Annotated in this window: 13 protein-coding genes and 2 rRNA genes; 9 read left to right on the forward strand and 6 right to left on the reverse strand. The window is 53.2% G+C overall.

All coding sequences use genetic code 11. The features are described 5' to 3' along the window. From hemC to cyaY, 3 genes are all read right to left on the reverse strand, one after another. Nucleotides 1-575, reverse strand: a 575-nt coding sequence (gene hemC, locus H1D31_RS17245) for a hydroxymethylbilane synthase (RefSeq protein ID WP_261260115.1), incomplete at its 3' end; no start/stop codon positions are given. After that, on the reverse strand, nt 575-1,258 hold the full coding sequence (locus H1D31_RS17250; RefSeq protein ID WP_008950644.1) for an alpha/beta hydrolase: 684 nt from the start codon (nt 1,256-1,258) through the stop codon (nt 575-577). The genes hemC and H1D31_RS17250, both read right to left, overlap by 1 nt. Next, on the reverse strand, nt 1,258-1,578 hold the full coding sequence (cyaY, locus tag H1D31_RS17255) for an iron donor protein CyaY (RefSeq protein WP_008950643.1): 321 nt from the start codon (nt 1,576-1,578) through the stop codon (nt 1,258-1,260). Before cyaY ends, H1D31_RS17250 begins: the two co-directional genes overlap by 1 nt. Nucleotides 1,579-1,650: 72 nt before the next feature. Here cyaY and lptM point away from each other — a divergent pair, with 72 nt between their 5' ends. From lptM to H1D31_RS17285, 6 genes are read left to right on the forward strand one after another with little or no spacing between them, the layout of a single operon-like run. Further along, nucleotides 1,651-1,824 carry an LPS translocon maturation chaperone LptM gene (gene lptM, locus H1D31_RS17260; RefSeq protein WP_008609791.1) on the forward strand — a complete coding sequence of 58 codons (174 nt, stop codon included), beginning with the start codon at nt 1,651-1,653 and terminating at the stop codon, nt 1,822-1,824. A 5-nt stretch (nt 1,825-1,829) separates the two neighbouring features. Further along, the gene (lysA, locus tag H1D31_RS17265) at nt 1,830-3,086 is read left to right on the forward strand and encodes a diaminopimelate decarboxylase (protein WP_008609792.1); all 1,257 of its coding nucleotides are present in this window, start codon (nt 1,830-1,832) and stop codon (nt 3,084-3,086) included. Nucleotides 3,087-3,099: 13 nt separating this feature from the next. Beyond that, the gene (gene dapF, locus H1D31_RS17270; protein ID WP_008609793.1) at nt 3,100-3,930 is read left to right on the forward strand and encodes a diaminopimelate epimerase; all 831 of its coding nucleotides are present in this window, start codon (nt 3,100-3,102) and stop codon (nt 3,928-3,930) included. Continuing rightward, nucleotides 3,927-4,586, forward strand: a complete 660-nt coding sequence (locus tag H1D31_RS17275) for a DUF484 family protein (RefSeq protein ID WP_008950641.1) — start codon at nt 3,927-3,929, stop codon at nt 4,584-4,586. Before dapF ends, H1D31_RS17275 begins: the two co-directional genes overlap by 4 nt. Beyond that, the gene (gene xerC / locus H1D31_RS17280) at nt 4,573-5,502 is read left to right on the forward strand and encodes a tyrosine recombinase XerC (protein WP_261260064.1); all 930 of its coding nucleotides are present in this window, start codon (nt 4,573-4,575) and stop codon (nt 5,500-5,502) included. The genes H1D31_RS17275 and xerC overlap by 14 nt, the downstream gene beginning before the upstream one ends. After that, complete coding sequence (locus tag H1D31_RS17285) at nt 5,502-6,209, forward strand: HAD-IA family hydrolase (protein WP_261260063.1); 708 nt, start codon at nt 5,502-5,504, stop codon at nt 6,207-6,209. Before xerC ends, H1D31_RS17285 begins: the two co-directional genes overlap by 1 nt. Here the strand turns inward: H1D31_RS17285 and H1D31_RS17290 are convergent. Then, nucleotides 6,202-6,591, reverse strand: coding sequence for a hypothetical protein (locus tag H1D31_RS17290; RefSeq protein ID WP_261260060.1), 390 nt, complete (start codon nt 6,589-6,591; stop codon nt 6,202-6,204). The two genes, H1D31_RS17285 and H1D31_RS17290, sit on opposite strands and share 8 nt — an antisense overlap. Nucleotides 6,592-6,875: 284 nt before the next feature. Here H1D31_RS17290 and uvrD point away from each other — a divergent pair, with 284 nt between their 5' ends. The 3 genes from uvrD to H1D31_RS17305 all read left to right on the forward strand — a co-directional run bounded on the left by uvrD (nt 6,876) and on the right by H1D31_RS17305 (nt 11,978). Next, nucleotides 6,876-9,044, forward strand: coding sequence for a DNA helicase II (gene uvrD / locus H1D31_RS17295; protein WP_261260058.1), 2,169 nt, complete (start codon nt 6,876-6,878; stop codon nt 9,042-9,044). Further along, on the forward strand, nt 9,045-11,120 hold the full coding sequence (locus H1D31_RS17300) for a GNAT family N-acetyltransferase (RefSeq protein WP_261260056.1): 2,076 nt from the start codon (nt 9,045-9,047) through the stop codon (nt 11,118-11,120). Between the two features lie 66 nt (nt 11,121-11,186). Then, on the forward strand, nt 11,187-11,978 hold the full coding sequence (locus tag H1D31_RS17305) for a hypothetical protein (RefSeq protein WP_261260054.1): 792 nt from the start codon (nt 11,187-11,189) through the stop codon (nt 11,976-11,978). 563 nt (nt 11,979-12,541) lie between these two features. Here the strand turns inward: H1D31_RS17305 and rrf are convergent. After that, nucleotides 12,542-12,656, reverse strand: a 5S ribosomal RNA gene (rrf, locus tag H1D31_RS17310). A gap of 154 nt (nt 12,657-12,810) precedes the next feature. Next, nucleotides 12,811-15,071 (reverse strand): 23S ribosomal RNA (locus H1D31_RS17315); the annotation flags it as partial.

The raw sequence follows: 15,071 nt of genomic DNA on the forward strand, positions 1-15,071 counted from the left end.
GTAAAACTCTGATCTACCGGCAGATAGCCCGCGATGCGCTCAGCAAAACCCAGCCGCAGCAAGCCGGCCGCCGCCAGAATAATGGCCGCGAACTCACCGTTATCCAGCTTGGCCAGACGGGTATTCACATTGCCGCGCAAGTCCCGTACCTGTAAATCGGGGCGTTGCGCTTTTAACTGACATTGCCGGCGCAGACTGGAAGTACCGACGACCGCACCTCGCGGTAACTCGGCAATAGAGCGGAATTGATTGGAGACAAAGGCATCGCGCGGATCTTCACGCTCGCAAATGGTGCTGAGCATCAACCCATCCGGGAACTCCACCGGTACGTCTTTCATACTGTGCACCGCGATATCGGCACGGTCTTCCAGCATCGCGGTTTCCAGCTCTTTCACAAACAAGCCTTTACCGCCAATTTTGGCCAGTGGCGTATCGAGAATCTTATCGCCCTGGGTCGACATCGGCACCAGCTCTACTGTTAACTCCGGGTGGTGCTTTAATAATTCGGCTTTTACAAACTCAGCCTGCCACAGCGCCAGCGCGCTTTTCCGGGTTGCAATACGGATCCTCTGCATCAGAGCTCCTCAGCATGTTGCAGCAGCCGGCTTTGTAAAAAGCGGCTGATTTCATCAATTTCCTGCGCGCAAACACTGTGCGGCATCCGGTAATCCTGCCAACTGACTTTAAAGCCAGCCGCTTTAAAGGTTTGATACGCTTGCTGACCCGCGGCCAGCGGTACCACCGGGTCCTGAGTACCATGCCCGATAAATACCGGAGTCGCTTTGTTATGGCTCAACATTTCAGCACTCAGCTTGTCCGGGCAGGCCATATAGGTGGATAAGGCAATAAAACCGGCCAGCTTATAGGGTAAGCGCGGTAATAAATGTAGCGTAATGACGCCACCCTGGCTAAAACCAGCCAGTACAATGCGCTCACTCGGGATGCCATCGGCAATCAGCTTGTCCAGTAAGGCGGTCACGGCTGCAGCCGATTGCCGCACCCCTTCTTCGTCGGCGCGATTGGTTAAGTCCATGGTTTTAATATCGTACCAGGCGCGCATCCGCATGCCGCCATTGACGGTAACCGGCATTTCCGGCGCATGTGGGAAAATAAAGCGGATACCGGCCGCTGCCGGTAACCGTAGCTCCGGCACTATGGGCGCAAAACCATGGCCGGAATCCCCCAGGCCATGCAACCAGACGACTACGGCTTTCGTTTCGCCCTGTGGTTTCACATCAACAAAAGGAAGTAACGCCATTATGCTGTACCCAACGCAATCGGATAACCGGCTTGCTTACTGGCCGCATCATTAATCAGTTGCCAGAATTCGCTACCGCTGCGGTTATCAATCCACTGGCCATTACGCAGTTCAAAATGGTGGCCGTTAAACTTGGTCGCAACCCAAACCTGCTGCAGTGGTGGCTGCTTGTTGATAATGATTTTACTGCGGTCGGCAAAGGTGATCGCTAACAAGCCACCGTTCGACTCGTAATCCAGATCAAGCTCCTGCCGCTCTATGCTCTCTTCGACGGCCAGTAGTAACTGATCCGTTAATTCCTCATATTCTAGGTCATTCATCTGCTTCACCTGTTTGCTTTTACTGCTAAGGATGCGATTATAGAGCGTCGATTAATTAATGAAATAAAAACCATGCACGCTCAGCGAATTTCGCGCTTACTGCGCCTGTTAACCGGCGCGTTGCTGGCCACAGTATTGCTTAGTGCTTGTGGTCAGAAAGGTCCGCTTACCTTACCACAGGCCGAGCCGGAAGTGGCAGCGCCGCCACCGCAAAAGATTACCGAAGACACTGAATCACAGGGGTAAGCAGATTGGATTACTTTAGTTATCAGGGCAATAGCTTATTTGCCGAACAGGTGGCCCTGGCCGATATCGCCAGCCAATATGGTACACCGACCTATGTTTATTCCCGCGCCACCATAGAGCGCCATTACCGTGCCTTTGCCGATGCCGCGGCGGCGCATCCGCACAGTCTGGTCTGTTATGCGGTGAAAGCCAACAGCAACCTGGCGGTATTGAACCTGCTGGCCCGCCTGGGCAGTGGCTTTGATTTGGTATCCGGCGGTGAACTGCGCCGGGTGATTGCCGCCGGTGGCGATCCGGCGAAGGTGGTGTTCTCTGGTGTCGGTAAAACTGCCGAAGAAATGCATTTTGCGCTGCAATTGGGAATTAAGTGTTTTAACGTCGAATCGGTCAGCGAGCTGCACCGCTTACAGGACGTTGCCAAAGCGCTGGGCAAAAAAGCACCTGTGTCACTGCGGGTTAACCCGGATATCGATGCCAAAACCCATCCTTATATCTCTACCGGGCTAAAAGCCAATAAATTTGGCATTGATATCCTGCTGGCAGCGGATATTTACCGCGCGGCACGTGAATTGAGCCATATCGAACTGGTCGGTGTCGACTGCCACATCGGTTCACAACTGACCGAAACCCAACCCTTCCTTGATGCGCTGGAAAAACTGCTGGCCCTGATTGAAGCCCTGAAAGCGGATGGTATTGAGCTGAAGCATATCGATATCGGTGGCGGCCTGGGCGTGACCTATGATCAGGAGGTGCCACCGTCGCCGGCCGACTATATCAGCAAGGTGGTGGAACGTTTAAAAGCCTATCCACAGCTGGAGCTGATTATGGAGCCGGGCCGGGCCATTATGGCCAATGCCGGTATCCTGCTGACTAAAGTCGAGTTTTTAAAGCCTGGTCAGGAAAAGCACTTTGCCATTGTTGATGCAGCGATGAATGATTTAATCCGGCCGGCTTTGTACAGCGCCTGGATGAATATCGTGCCGGTGGTACTGAATAACAGCTTGCCACGACAAAACTATGATGTGGTGGGCCCGGTGTGCGAAACCGGCGACTTCCTCGGTAAAGATCGGGAATTGGCGATTGCCGAAGGTGATTTACTGGCAGTTCGCTCTGCTGGCGCCTATGGTTTTACCATGAGTTCTAACTACAACAGCCGGCCGCGCGCCGCTGAAGTGATGGTAGACGGCCAGCACTGTCATCTGATCCGCCAGCGTGAACAATGGCAGGATCTGTGGCGTGGTGAGCAGGTGATCAGCAGTTAATCTTAAGGGCGCTATGTTACTTAACTTCAGCAAGATGCACGGTCTGGGCAATGATTTTATGATGGTAGATGCCGTCAGCCAGAACATTTTCCTGACCAAGGAGCAGATCAAGCAGCTGGCCGATCGCAATTTCGGCATTGGTTTTGATCAGCTGTTAATGGTCGAACCGCCTTATGATCCGGATCTGGACTTTCACTACCGCATTTTTAATGCCGACGGCTCCGAGGTTGAGCAATGCGGCAATGGTGCCCGTTGCTTTGCGAAATTTGTGCGCTACCGTGGCCTGACCAATAAAACCAAGATCAATGTCAGCACCAAGTCTGGCAAGATCACGCTTTATGTCGAGCAGGATGGTCAGGTGACCGTCAATATGGGCGTACCACAACTGGAACCGGCGCGGGTGCCTTTTAAAGCACAAAAGCAGGAAGCGACCTATATTTTACTGAGCGAACAGCAAACCGTATTCTGCGGTGTGGTGTCGATGGGTAATCCGCATGCGGTGCTGGACGTGCCGGATCTCGATACGGCGCCTGTGCGTACCCTGGGACCGGAGCTGGAGTTGCACGAGCGGTTTCCGGAAAAAGCCAATATCGGCTTTATGCAGGTGCTCAATCCGCAGCATATTAAACTGCGGGTATGGGAGCGCGGAGCCGGCGAAACGCTGGCCTGTGGCACCGGTGCCTGCGCGGCAGTGGTGGTTGGCCAGTTACAAAAGAAACTCGCGCAACAAGTACGGGTGGATTTACCGGGCGGTAGCCTGCAGATCCGCTGGAATGGACCTGGCCAACCGGTAAAAATGACCGGCCCGGCTGAACATGTTTTTGATGGACAATTGACGTTATGACCGACACCCTGATAAAAAGCCAGGAACTGGTTGCTGCTTCGGTAGTGGCTGATTATCTGCAACAACACCCGGACTTCTTCCAGCATTATCCGGAGCTGCTGCCATTGTTGCGCCTGCCGCATCAGCAACGCGGCACCGTATCGCTGGTCGAGCGCCAGCTGGAGCTGCAACGCGAAAAAATCCACCTGTTACAGGAAGATATTACCCGTTTAATGTCGGTAGCCCGCCAGAACGAACATATTTTTCTGGCGTTAAATGCCTTGCATATCGCGGTGCATCAGGCCAAGAGCCTCACTGATGTGCAACAGGCATTACAGGCCTTTGCCGATGCTATGCCGCAGGTGAAATATTGCCGTTTGCTCGGGCTGGAACAGCCAGGTGCGGATCTGAGCCCTTATCAGCTGCTGCTAAGCCGTCGTCTGCAACAACAGCCGGTATATCTGGGCCGGCTGAATAAAGAAGAACAGCATGATATCTTCCCGGCCAAGGTGCATTCAGTGGCCTTGCTGCGGATTGACCAGCAAGACACGCCACTGGCGATCCTGGCCTTTGGCAGCGAGCTGGATGATCATTTCCAGCCCGAGATGGATGTCTTATTCCTGCGCCACCTGGTGACCTTACTGGCACTGGTGCTGCCTGCTTATGTCAACGCCTGAGCTACCGCTGCACTGGGCTGAACCGGTGCAGCAGTTTCTCAACTACCTGAAGCACGAACGTGGCTATAGCCCGCAAACGCTGAGCAGCTATCAGCAGCAACTGACAAAACTGGGCCTTGCGCTGCATGCTGAAGCAGCCAGCTGGTTTGTGCTCAGTGAACAACAATTGCAACGACAGTTTTTACGCTTCCGCAAAAGCGGCCTCAGTGCCCGCTCACTGAGTCTGGCGGCCTCAGCACTGCGCAGTTTTTACCGCTACGGTATCAGCCAGCAGTGGTTAAGCCAGAACCCGGCCGATTATCTCAAGCTGCCAAAACCGGACAAAACCCTGCCCAAACAGCTGGAAATTGAACAAATCAGCCAGTTGCTGAGCTTTGACAGCCACGACGATATTCTGGCCTGCCGCGATAAAGCGATGCTGGAGCTGTTTTATTCTTCCGGCTTGCGGCTGACCGAGCTGGTTGCACTGAATTTGCCGGATTTACAACTGAGCGAAGCCTTAGTGCGGGTTACCGGTAAGGGCAATAAGCAACGCCAGTTACCGGTTGGCCGGATGGCGCGCTCGGCGCTGCGCGAATGGCTGGTGCAGCGCCCGGCGCTGTTAGATGCAGATACGCCAGCCGCCGATCAACAGGCACTGTTCTTAAGTATCGAGCGGCAGCGTATTTCACCGCGCCAGGTCAGAGAACGGGTTTTACACTGGGCTAAACAACAAGGCTTGGGGCAACAGTTACATCCGCATATGCTACGTCACTCTTTTGCCAGCCACTTATTGCAATCCAGTGGCGACCTGCGCGGCGTACAAGAGCTATTGGGCCATGCCAATCTCAGCACCACCCAGGTGTATACCCACCTGGATTTTCAGCATCTGGCCAAGGTTTATGATAGCGCCCATCCAAGGGCCAGGAAGAAATAATGCAATTATTTAAAGCCTTACAACCTATTTCGGTATTGTCTTTCGATTTAGACGATACCCTGTACGACAATAAACCAGTAATTGCCGCCGCCGAAGCTGCCATGCTGCACAGTCTGGCACAGCATGCCCCGATCACCCGCGGTTACGACAGTGATTTTTGGTGGCAGCAGCGCCGTTTACTGGCTAAGGCCACACCGGAGATCCGCCATGATTTAGGCCGTTGGCGTCTACTGGGTATTGAAGCCGGCTTAGTCAGTTTAGGCTTAAGCCAGTGTGAGGCAGGCGAGATTGCCGAACTGGCTTATACCGCATTCTGGCAGGAACGCACCAATATCAAGATCAAGCCGGAAGTCAAAGCGCTGCTAACGGCGCTGGCCAGCCGTTATCAACTGGTTGCGATCACCAATGGCAATGCCTGTATTCAGAAAATGGGCTTAGGCGAGTTATTTGAGTTTAGTCTGCAAGCCGGCCCGGATGGCCGAATGAAACCCTACGCCGATTTATTTCTTACCGCCGCCAACCGGTTACAAACCGCGCCACAGCATATTCTGCATATCGGCGACAGCCACCGTGCCGATGTGATGGGCGCGCTAAATGCCGGTTGCCAGGCCGCCTGGTTGGATCACCTACAGCAGCCGGTCACTATCCTGCCGCATCTGCGCCTGACAGCGCTGGCACAGCTTGCCGCCCTTCTGGATGCTAACTAGCACGTGGTTTATGTTGACGAAAACCGGCCACAATCCAGCTGAGTATCAGATAGATTAATAGCGGTGGTAATGTCGCTAATACCAAGATAAAAATCAGATTTTGTCGCTTAGCCTCGGTAACTTGAGTAAGTTGCGCTTGGTAGTGAGCCAACCATTGTTCCGGGCTTAAAGGTGAACCAACAAGAATTTGTTCAAATACCCCTCCATCATCAGAGACTATCGTATCTTGCTGCGCCTTTTGATAACGCTCTACTGTTGCTTGTAGTTCAGCAATGCTGCTTTCGGCAACAGTAAACTGGGAATATGCAATATAAGCCAAATAACTTAGCCAGGTAACAACGATGACAAAGTAGATTCTCTGCCATCCATTTAAACCTTGCATTAATTTACTCCTTTAAATTTCCATTCATACCATTTTAGTTGGCCAACGCAACAAGGTGTTTGTATTCTTTATTTGCCAAAAAACTAACAACTTGAACCTATCATATAAATACCCCCCTCACAAGGCGCACGATCTGTACACCTATTACCCTATTTGGATAAAGGCTTTCTAAAACATCTCAGGAAGATAGTAACTGGTTATTTATCCACTAAATCACCCCTCTGACTTGGCGCCCCGCTGCTGGCTGTTATAATGCCCCGATACTAAGTAAACGAGGCCAACTAATGGATGTTTCTTACCTGCTGGACGGGCTAAATGATAAACAACGCGATGCGGTAGCGGCCCCCCCGCAACATATGCTGGTACTGGCCGGGGCCGGTAGTGGTAAAACCCGGGTGCTGGTGCATCGCTTAGCCTGGTTAATGCAGGTAGAGCGGGTTGCGCCCTACAGTTTGCTGGCCGTAACCTTTACCAATAAAGCGGCGCAGGAAATGCGCGCCCGGATTGAAAGCACCATTGGCGTCAGCCTGAATAATCTGTGGATGGGTACCTTTCATGGCCTGTCACACCGTATGCTGCGCGCCCATTATCAGGAAGCCGGTTTACCGCAAGGCTTTCAGATCATCGATTCTGACGACCAGTTACGGCTGGTGAAGCGGGTATTAAAAGCGCTGAATCTGGATGAAAAGCACTGGCCAGCCAAACAGCTGCAGTGGTTTATCAATGCCCGTAAAGATGAAGGCCAACGCCCGGGTATGCTGGACGCCGGTGGTGATTACAGCCTGGCGCAAATGATTAAGATCTATGCCGCGTATCAGGAAATGTGTGATCGCGCCGGTCTGGTCGATTTTGCCGAAATCTTGCTGCGCAGCTTTGAGCTGTTAAAGCAGAATGCCGAGGTGCGCGGCCACTATCAGCAGCGTTTCCGCCATATTCTGGTCGATGAGTTTCAGGATACCAACGCCATTCAATACCAGTGGCTGCGATTGCTGGCCGGCAGCAGTGCTAAGGTAATGATTGTCGGTGACGATGATCAGTCGATCTACGGTTGGCGCGGCGCCCGCGTTGAAAATATCCAGCAGTTTTTAAAAGATTTTGACGGGGCGGATACCATCCGCCTGGAGCAAAACTACCGCTCCACTGCAACAATTTTGAAAGCTGCCAATGCGGTGATCAGCAATAACCAAAGCCGGCTTGGCAAAGATCTGTGGACCGACGGTAGCGAAGGCGAAAGTATTTCGCTGTATACCGCCTTTAACGAGCTGGATGAAGCCCGCTTTATCGTCAGCCGTATCCGCGACTGGCATAACAAGGGTAATCCGCTCACCGATACTGCCATTCTGTATCGCAATAACGCCCAGTCACGGGTGTTGGAAGAGGCGTTAATTCAGGATGGTTTACACTATCGTATCTATGGCGGCCTGCGCTTCTATGAACGGCAGGAAATTAAAGATGCGCTGTCTTATCTGCGGCTGATTAACAACCGTCAGGATGACGCGGCGCTGGAGCGGATTATCAATACACCGGCCCGCGGTATCGGTGATACCACCCTGGATAAAGTACGGCAGCAAGCGCGCGCGCAGGGGCAGACGCTATGGCAGGCATTAGAGCAACTGTTGCAGGAAAAGCAGCTTAGTGGCCGTGCGGCGAATGCCATCGCGCAATTTATGCAGTTAATTGGCCAGTTGGATGCTGAGCTGACCGAGCTGCCACTGCACGAGCAGGCTGAACATGTGATCAAACAATCCGGGCTCTATGCCATGTATCAGGCGGAAAAAGGTGAGAAAGCCCAAACCCGTATAGAAAACTTAAACGAGCTGATCACCGCCTGCCAGAACTTCGACAGCCCACTGCTGGAAGAAATGAGCCCGCTGTCGGCGTTTTTATCTCAGGCGGCGCTGGAAGCGGGTGAATATCAGGCGGAAGAGCATTCCGATGCGGTGCAGCTGATGACGTTGCACACCGCCAAAGGTCTGGAATTCCCGTTAGTATTTGTGTGTGGCCTCGAGGAAGGTCTGTTCCCCAGCCAGCAAAGTGGCGATGACCCGATTAGGCTGGAGGAAGAGCGACGCCTTTGTTATGTCGGCATGACCCGCGCTATGCAAAAGTTGTATTTATGCCATGCCCAAAGCCGCCGTTTATACGGCCAGGAACAATATCCGAAACCGTCGCGCTTCTTACGCGAGTTGCCGGCCGAGTGTGTCGAAGAAATCCGTTTAACCACGCAGGTTAGCCGGCCGCTGGTTAATAACCGCTTTAGCGGTGCCGCCAGCCACAGCGCCTTTGAAAACACCGGCTTTAAGCTCGGGCAACGGGTGCTGCATGAAAAATTTGGCGAAGGCACTGTCCTGAATTACGAAGGCAGCGGCCCGCAATCGCGCATTCAGGTCAACTTTGATCAGTTGGGCAGCAAATGGCTGATGACCGCATATGCCCGGCTGGAAGCGATCTAAATGCGACTGCAGCAGCTCGGCCAGTTGTTACAGCAGGCCGCTGCACAGCGGGTACGGCTGCCAGTATGGCTGCAAGGTGAGCCTGCCGCCTTATTGCACCTTGCCAAACAACTGCTGGCGCAGTTTGCGCCAGAGCGTTGTTGGTGGCTGGGGAGTGAGGCTCCGGAGCAGTGCACAGCGCTTAAGCAGGCGAAAGCGCATCAGTTGCTGGGCACCGAATGTGACTGGCTGGTGATTAACGCCTGTAGCGGCTTTAACGGCGATCAGATCGCCGCTGCCAGTGGCGCCCTAAAAGCGGGTGGCTTGTGGCTGCTGCTGACACCGCCTACCGACAGTTGGCTGGCACAGCCCAATCCGGACCATCAGCCGTTATTATCCTACCCACTGACGCCGCAGGCCGGCGCGCAAGGCTTTACTGCTTTTTGGCGCAATACTTTGCAACAAGCCAATCTGTTGCACGCCCAACTTACAGCGGATGGCGATATTCAGATCCTGCAACAACCCACTTTTCCCCCGCTAGCCGTGGCGGCTGAGTGTCAGCCGCCTTTTAAAACTGCCGGGCAGCAGACAGCCGTGGCGGCTATTGTAAAGGTAGTAACAGGTCATCGCCGTCGCCCGCTGGTATTAACCGCCGATCGCGGCTGTGGTAAGTCGGCTGCACTGGGGCTGGCCGCAGCAGAGCTGGCTAAGCAGGGAAAACAGCGTATCCTGATCACGGCCCCCTCCCAGCTTCAGGCCAGTGTTGCTCTTGCGCACTTCGCCAACCAGGTCCAGCAAGCGCAGCAAAATGTCCTGCAATTTATCGCGATTGACCAGTTATTGGCTGAGCTGCCAGTCGCTGATCTGGTGCTGGTGGATGAAGCTGCAGCCCTGCCGGCCCCGCAATTACAACAGCTGGTTAATCACTATAGCCGCTTGGTGTTTGCCAGCACCGAGCATGGTTACGAAGGCACAGGCCGGGGTTTTCAGTTAAGGTTTCAGCCTTATTTAGCGCAACAATGTCCTGACTGGCGGCAGCTACGCTTAACCGAGCCAATCCGTTATCAAGCGCAGGATCCGCTGGAGCAGTTAATCCGGCACAGCTTTCTGTTAAAACTGGACTTGCCCGAGCCTGCATACGACAGTACTCAAGCTGTGCTGTTAAAGCATTATCAACATCACGACTGGCTGGTCGAGCCGGAAAAGCTGCAGCAGGTCTTTGCTTTGCTCAGCTTTGCCCACTATCAAACCCAGGTTAAAGATTTACTGGCGTTATTAGAAAACGCTGCTCTCGCGGTGTATACGCTGGAGCAAAACGGCCAATTACTTGGCTGTATGTTGCTTAGCAGCGAAGGCGAGTTTAGCGCCGAACTGGCAGAGCAGATCTATCAGGGCAAGCGGCGGGTACAGGGGCATCTGCTGGCGCAAAGTCTGGCCTTTCATCTTGCCGAGCCCGGATTGGCGTGCCTAAAACTAGCGCGCATTATGCGCATCGCCATAGTGCCCGGCTTACAACAGCTTGGGCTGGGTAGCCAGCTACTGCAATTGGTCAGTGATGAACTTAGCCGCCGTGGTTATCATTATCTTGGTAGTAGCTTTGGCGCCACGCCGAGCTTATTAGGTTTTTGGCAGCGCAATGCTTTTTTGCCAATCCGCCTCGGTCAACAACTGGATAAAGCCAGCGCCGAACCTTCGGTACTGGTATGTAAAGCCTTACAGGGTGACACTGCTACGGTCAGCCGTCTGGCTGAACATTTCTCGCAGCAACTGTATCTGGAGCTCAGCGAATACCCGTCGGATCTGCAACCTGCATTAATGCTGCAGCTGGTTAAACCGCCACTGCGTATCCTTAGCCCTTTTGAGCGACAGCAACTTAGCTTGTTTGCCAACGGGCAACGACCTTATGAACTGGTGGCAACCTTGCTGGTCTATTGGTTTAACCAGCACCGGTTACAGTTAGATCCGCTGGCAACTGCCGTCTTTATCGCCCGTTGCTGGCAAAGACAGCCCTGGTCACTGCTTGCCAAGCGGTTTCAACTCGCCGGTAAAGCCGCCATTATTAAACTGATGCAGCAAAGCGTCGCCAAACATCATTAAACAGCGCAGAAATAGTGGGGCTGGCTGCCGAAAGCTGGTACAGTCAGGAAAATTTGCGGAGACCTTATGCTTAGTCTGTTATCGTTGTTACTTGCCACCAGTCAGCCGAGCCTGGAACACCTTAGCCAGTCCGAGCGCAGCCTGCTCCAGGCCGCCTTGGCAGCGCAGCAAGCTCATAGCGTGCTAAGCGTGCAATATGAAGCATGCCAATCACAACGCGACTACCGTCAGGCCGGTTTACCGGATTTGCAGCTGTTACGCTCGGCGATCGAGGCCAAACTGCAGCTGCCATATCAGAATTTCCTGTTCGCCAGCCGACAAGCCGGTGACTGGCAACGCCTACAACCGCGTGACCCTCTGCAAGCTGGTAGCTGTGATGAATTTAACCGCTATCGTGAGAATCTGGATCAGTACGAGTTACAACTGTTTGCATTGGAGATTGCCGAACCACTGGCAAGCAGTTTAACTGCTAACCAGAACGAAGCTGCAAGCGCACAGCAGTTGCTGCTATTACGCGGTTATTTGCAACGCTCCAGCAGTGTTGCCATCGCCCGGGTATTCGACCGCAGCCAACTAAATGCGATCGAGCAGGCCAATTTTCTGCATCCCGACTATCAGAGTCGTTACATCTTCCGGCTGGAACAGGGCTGGCGTAGCGTCATGCCAGTCTATATGGGTATGCATAGCCAATTTAATGAACAGGATATCGCCAAACAAGCCAGTGAATGGCTGATCTTTCTCGATACCCAAAAGCAATTTATCGCCGCCAGGCCATTAACAGAGGTATCGGCATTGCTTGCAGAGCTTGGCCCTGCCGAATGGACTTTTGATCTTAATGGCAATTTGATCCGCAAATAGTTACTGCTGCGGATCTTTGTCGTTTATGCAAAGTCGGCGACAGCTAGCTCTCTGTTAGTAACTTCTTGTATTCCTTGGTTAGTCTTTTTATCACTATCGCAGGATGACTCCGGTACGGCGGGCGTACCGGAGTCTGGGTGTGGTGTACTCGTTTAGTTTGGCGCTTCGTGCAGGGCGTGCGTAGTCGTAGTGCGGCGTGTCATTGATGGCACGGATATCGCTCGCTGTGATAAGTCTTTGGTGGGGTTTGGCTTAATCTTGTCTATCACTATCGCAGAATGACTCCGGTACGGCGGGCGTACCGGAGTCTGAGTGTGGTGTACTCGTTTAGCTTGGCGCTTTGTGCAGAGGCAGTTTGGTCGAAGTGCGATAAAGCATGGCGACAACTTCGTCAGGAACGAAGTTGGACTGCCGCAGGCAGGTCGTGAAGCGATGCAGGCCAAGGAAGGCCTGCACAATGCAACCAGCGCAGCGCTGTGGCTGCCATGCGAGTGTAGTACACCCGCGTAGCGGATAAAGCAAAAAGCCCACTCGACTGAGTGGGCTCTTTGGCTTTATGAGGTGCCTGGCGGTGTACTACTCTCGCATGGCGAATGCCACACTACCATCGTCGCAGCTGCGTTTCACTTCTGAGTTCGGAATGGAATCAGGTGGTTCCACAGCGCTATTGCCACCAGGCAAAAAACTGTCGGGAAACAGTTTTTAACGCACTTTAGTGCGGCCCGCTTGCGGGTCAAATCCAGGATAGGATTTGATAAAAACCGTTGCCATTACTTAGCAAGCTTCTAGTTCGCACACTGTATTCTTTTCTTTAAAACATCTTGGGCGTTGTATGGTTAAGCCTCTCGGGCAATTAGTATGAGTTAGCTCAACGCCTCGCAGCGCTTCCACACCTCACCTATCAACGTTGTGGTCTCCAACGACCCTTTAGTACCCTCTAGGGGTAAGGGATAACTCATCTTGTGGCCGGCTTCCCGCTTAGATGCTTTCAGCGGTTATCCGTTCCGAACATAGCTACCGGGCAGTGCCATTGGCATGACAACCCGAACACCAGCGGTTCGTTCACTCCGGTCCTCTCGTACTAGGAGCAACTCCACTCAATTATCCAACGCCCACGGCAGATAGGGACCGAACTGTCTCACGACGTTCTAAACCCAGCTCGCGTACCACTTTAAATGGCGAACAGCCATACCCTTGGGACCGACTTCAGCCCCAGGATGTGATGAGCCGACATCGAGGTGCCAAACACCGCCGTCGATATGAACTCTTGGGCGGTATCAGCCTGTTATCCCCGGAGTACCTTTTATCCGTTGAGCGATGGCCCTTCCATACAGAACCACCGGATCACTATGACCTACTTTCGTACCTGCTCGACGTGTCTGTCTCGCAGTTAAGCTGGCTTCTACCATTACACTAACCGTACGATGTCCGACCGTACTTAGCCAACCTTCGTGCTCCTCCGTTACGCTTTAGGAGGAGACCGCCCCAGTCAAACTACCCACCAGACACTGTCCGCAATCCCGATTCAGGGACCTACGTTAGAACATCAAACATACAAGGGTGGTATTTCAAGGACGGCTCCACCAGGACTAGCGTCCCAGCTTCAAAGCCTCCCACCTATCCTACACATGTAGGGTCAATGTTTCAGTGCCAAGCTATAGTAAAGGTTCACGGGGTCTTTCCGTCTAGCCGCGGGTATACGGCATCTTCACCGCAATTTCAATTTCACTGAGTCTCGGCTGGAGACAGCCTGGCCATCATTACACCATTCGTGCAGGTCGGAACTTACCCGACAGGAATTTCGCTACCTTAGGACCGTTATAGTTACGGCCGCCGTTTACCGGGGCTTCGATCAAGAGCTTCGCTTGCGCTAACCCCATCAATTAACCTTCCGGCACCGGGCAGGTGTCACACCCTATACGTCCACTTACGTGTTTGCAGAGTGCTGTGTTTTTAATAAACAGTTGCAGCCAGCTGGTCACTGCGACTCTCATATGCTTACAGCGCAAGGCCTTCACACACAAGAGCGTACCTTCTCCCGAAGTTACGGTACTATTTTGCCTAGTTCCTTCAGCCGAGTTCTCTCAAGCGCCTTGGTATGCTCTACCTGACCACCTGTGTCGGTTTAGGGTACGGTCACCAATACCTGAAGCTTAGAGGCTTTTCCTGGAAGCAGAGCGTCAGCAACTTCGTCACCGTAGTGACTCGTCTCGTGTCTCAGTCTTAGAGAAGCGGATTTACCTACCTCTCCAACCTACGCACTTTCACGCGGACTACCAACGCCGCGCTTGCCTAGCTTTCTCCGTCCCCCCATCGCAGTATTGGCCGGTACGGGAATATTAACCCGTTTCCCATCGACTACGCCTTTCAGCCTCGCCTTAGGGGCCGACTCACCCTACCCTGATTAGCATGGGATAGGAACCCTTGGTCTTTCGGCGGGGAAGTTTTTTCACTCCCCTTATCGTTACTCATGTCAGCATTCGCACTTCTGATACCTCCAGCATGCCTCCCGGCACACCTTCGCAGGCTTACAGAACGCTCCTCTACCACTCACACATAGTGTGAATCCGCAGCTTCGGTGGATGATTTTAGCCCCGTTACATCTTCCGCGCAGGGCCGACTCGACTAGTGAGCTATTACGCTTTCTTTAAAGGGTGGCTGCTTCTAAGCCAACCTCCTAGCTGTCTATGCCTTCCCACATCGTTTTCCACTTAATCATCACTTGGGACCTTAGCTGGCGGTCTGGGTTGTTTCCCTTTTCACGACGGACGTTAGCACCCGCCGTGTGTCTCCCGAGTAGTACTCACCGGTATTCGGAGTTTGCATGGGGTTGGTAAGTCGGGATGACCCCCTAGCCCAAACAGTGCTCTACCCCCGGTGGTATTCGCTCGAGGCGCTACCTAAATAGCTTTCGAGGAGAACCAGATATCTCCGAGCTTGATTAGCCTTTCACTCCAAGCCACAAGTCATCCCCTACTTTTTCAACAGTAGTGGGTTCGGTCCTCCAATTAGTGTTACCCAATCTTCAACCTGCCTCATGGCTAGATCGCCGGTTTCGGGTCTACACCTGCAACTATTCGCCCAGTTAAGACA

It is taken from the genome of Alishewanella sp. BS5-314, from assembly GCF_025377695.1.
Taxonomy (GTDB): Bacteria; Pseudomonadota; Gammaproteobacteria; order Enterobacterales; family Alteromonadaceae; genus Alishewanella; species Alishewanella aestuarii.

Coding starts and splice junctions, on each gene's coding strand:
- H1D31_RS17250 (WP_008950644.1), bottom strand. CDS start 1,258: ATGGCGTTACTTCCTTTTGTTGATGTGAAACCACAGGGCGAAACGAAA.
- cyaY (WP_008950643.1), bottom strand. CDS start 1,578: ATGAATGACCTAGAATATGAGGAATTAACGGATCAGTTACTACTGGCC.
- lptM (WP_008609791.1), top strand. CDS start 1,651: ATGCACGCTCAGCGAATTTCGCGCTTACTGCGCCTGTTAACCGGCGCG.
- dapF (WP_008609793.1), top strand. CDS start 3,100: ATGTTACTTAACTTCAGCAAGATGCACGGTCTGGGCAATGATTTTATG.
- H1D31_RS17275 (WP_008950641.1), top strand. CDS start 3,927: ATGACCGACACCCTGATAAAAAGCCAGGAACTGGTTGCTGCTTCGGTA.
- xerC (WP_261260064.1), top strand. CDS start 4,573: ATGTCAACGCCTGAGCTACCGCTGCACTGGGCTGAACCGGTGCAGCAG.
- H1D31_RS17285 (WP_261260063.1), top strand. CDS start 5,502: ATGCAATTATTTAAAGCCTTACAACCTATTTCGGTATTGTCTTTCGAT.
- H1D31_RS17290 (WP_261260060.1), bottom strand. CDS start 6,591: ATGCAAGGTTTAAATGGATGGCAGAGAATCTACTTTGTCATCGTTGTT.
- uvrD (WP_261260058.1), top strand. CDS start 6,876: ATGGATGTTTCTTACCTGCTGGACGGGCTAAATGATAAACAACGCGAT.
- H1D31_RS17300 (WP_261260056.1), top strand. CDS start 9,045: ATGCGACTGCAGCAGCTCGGCCAGTTGTTACAGCAGGCCGCTGCACAG.
- H1D31_RS17305 (WP_261260054.1), top strand. CDS start 11,187: ATGCTTAGTCTGTTATCGTTGTTACTTGCCACCAGTCAGCCGAGCCTG.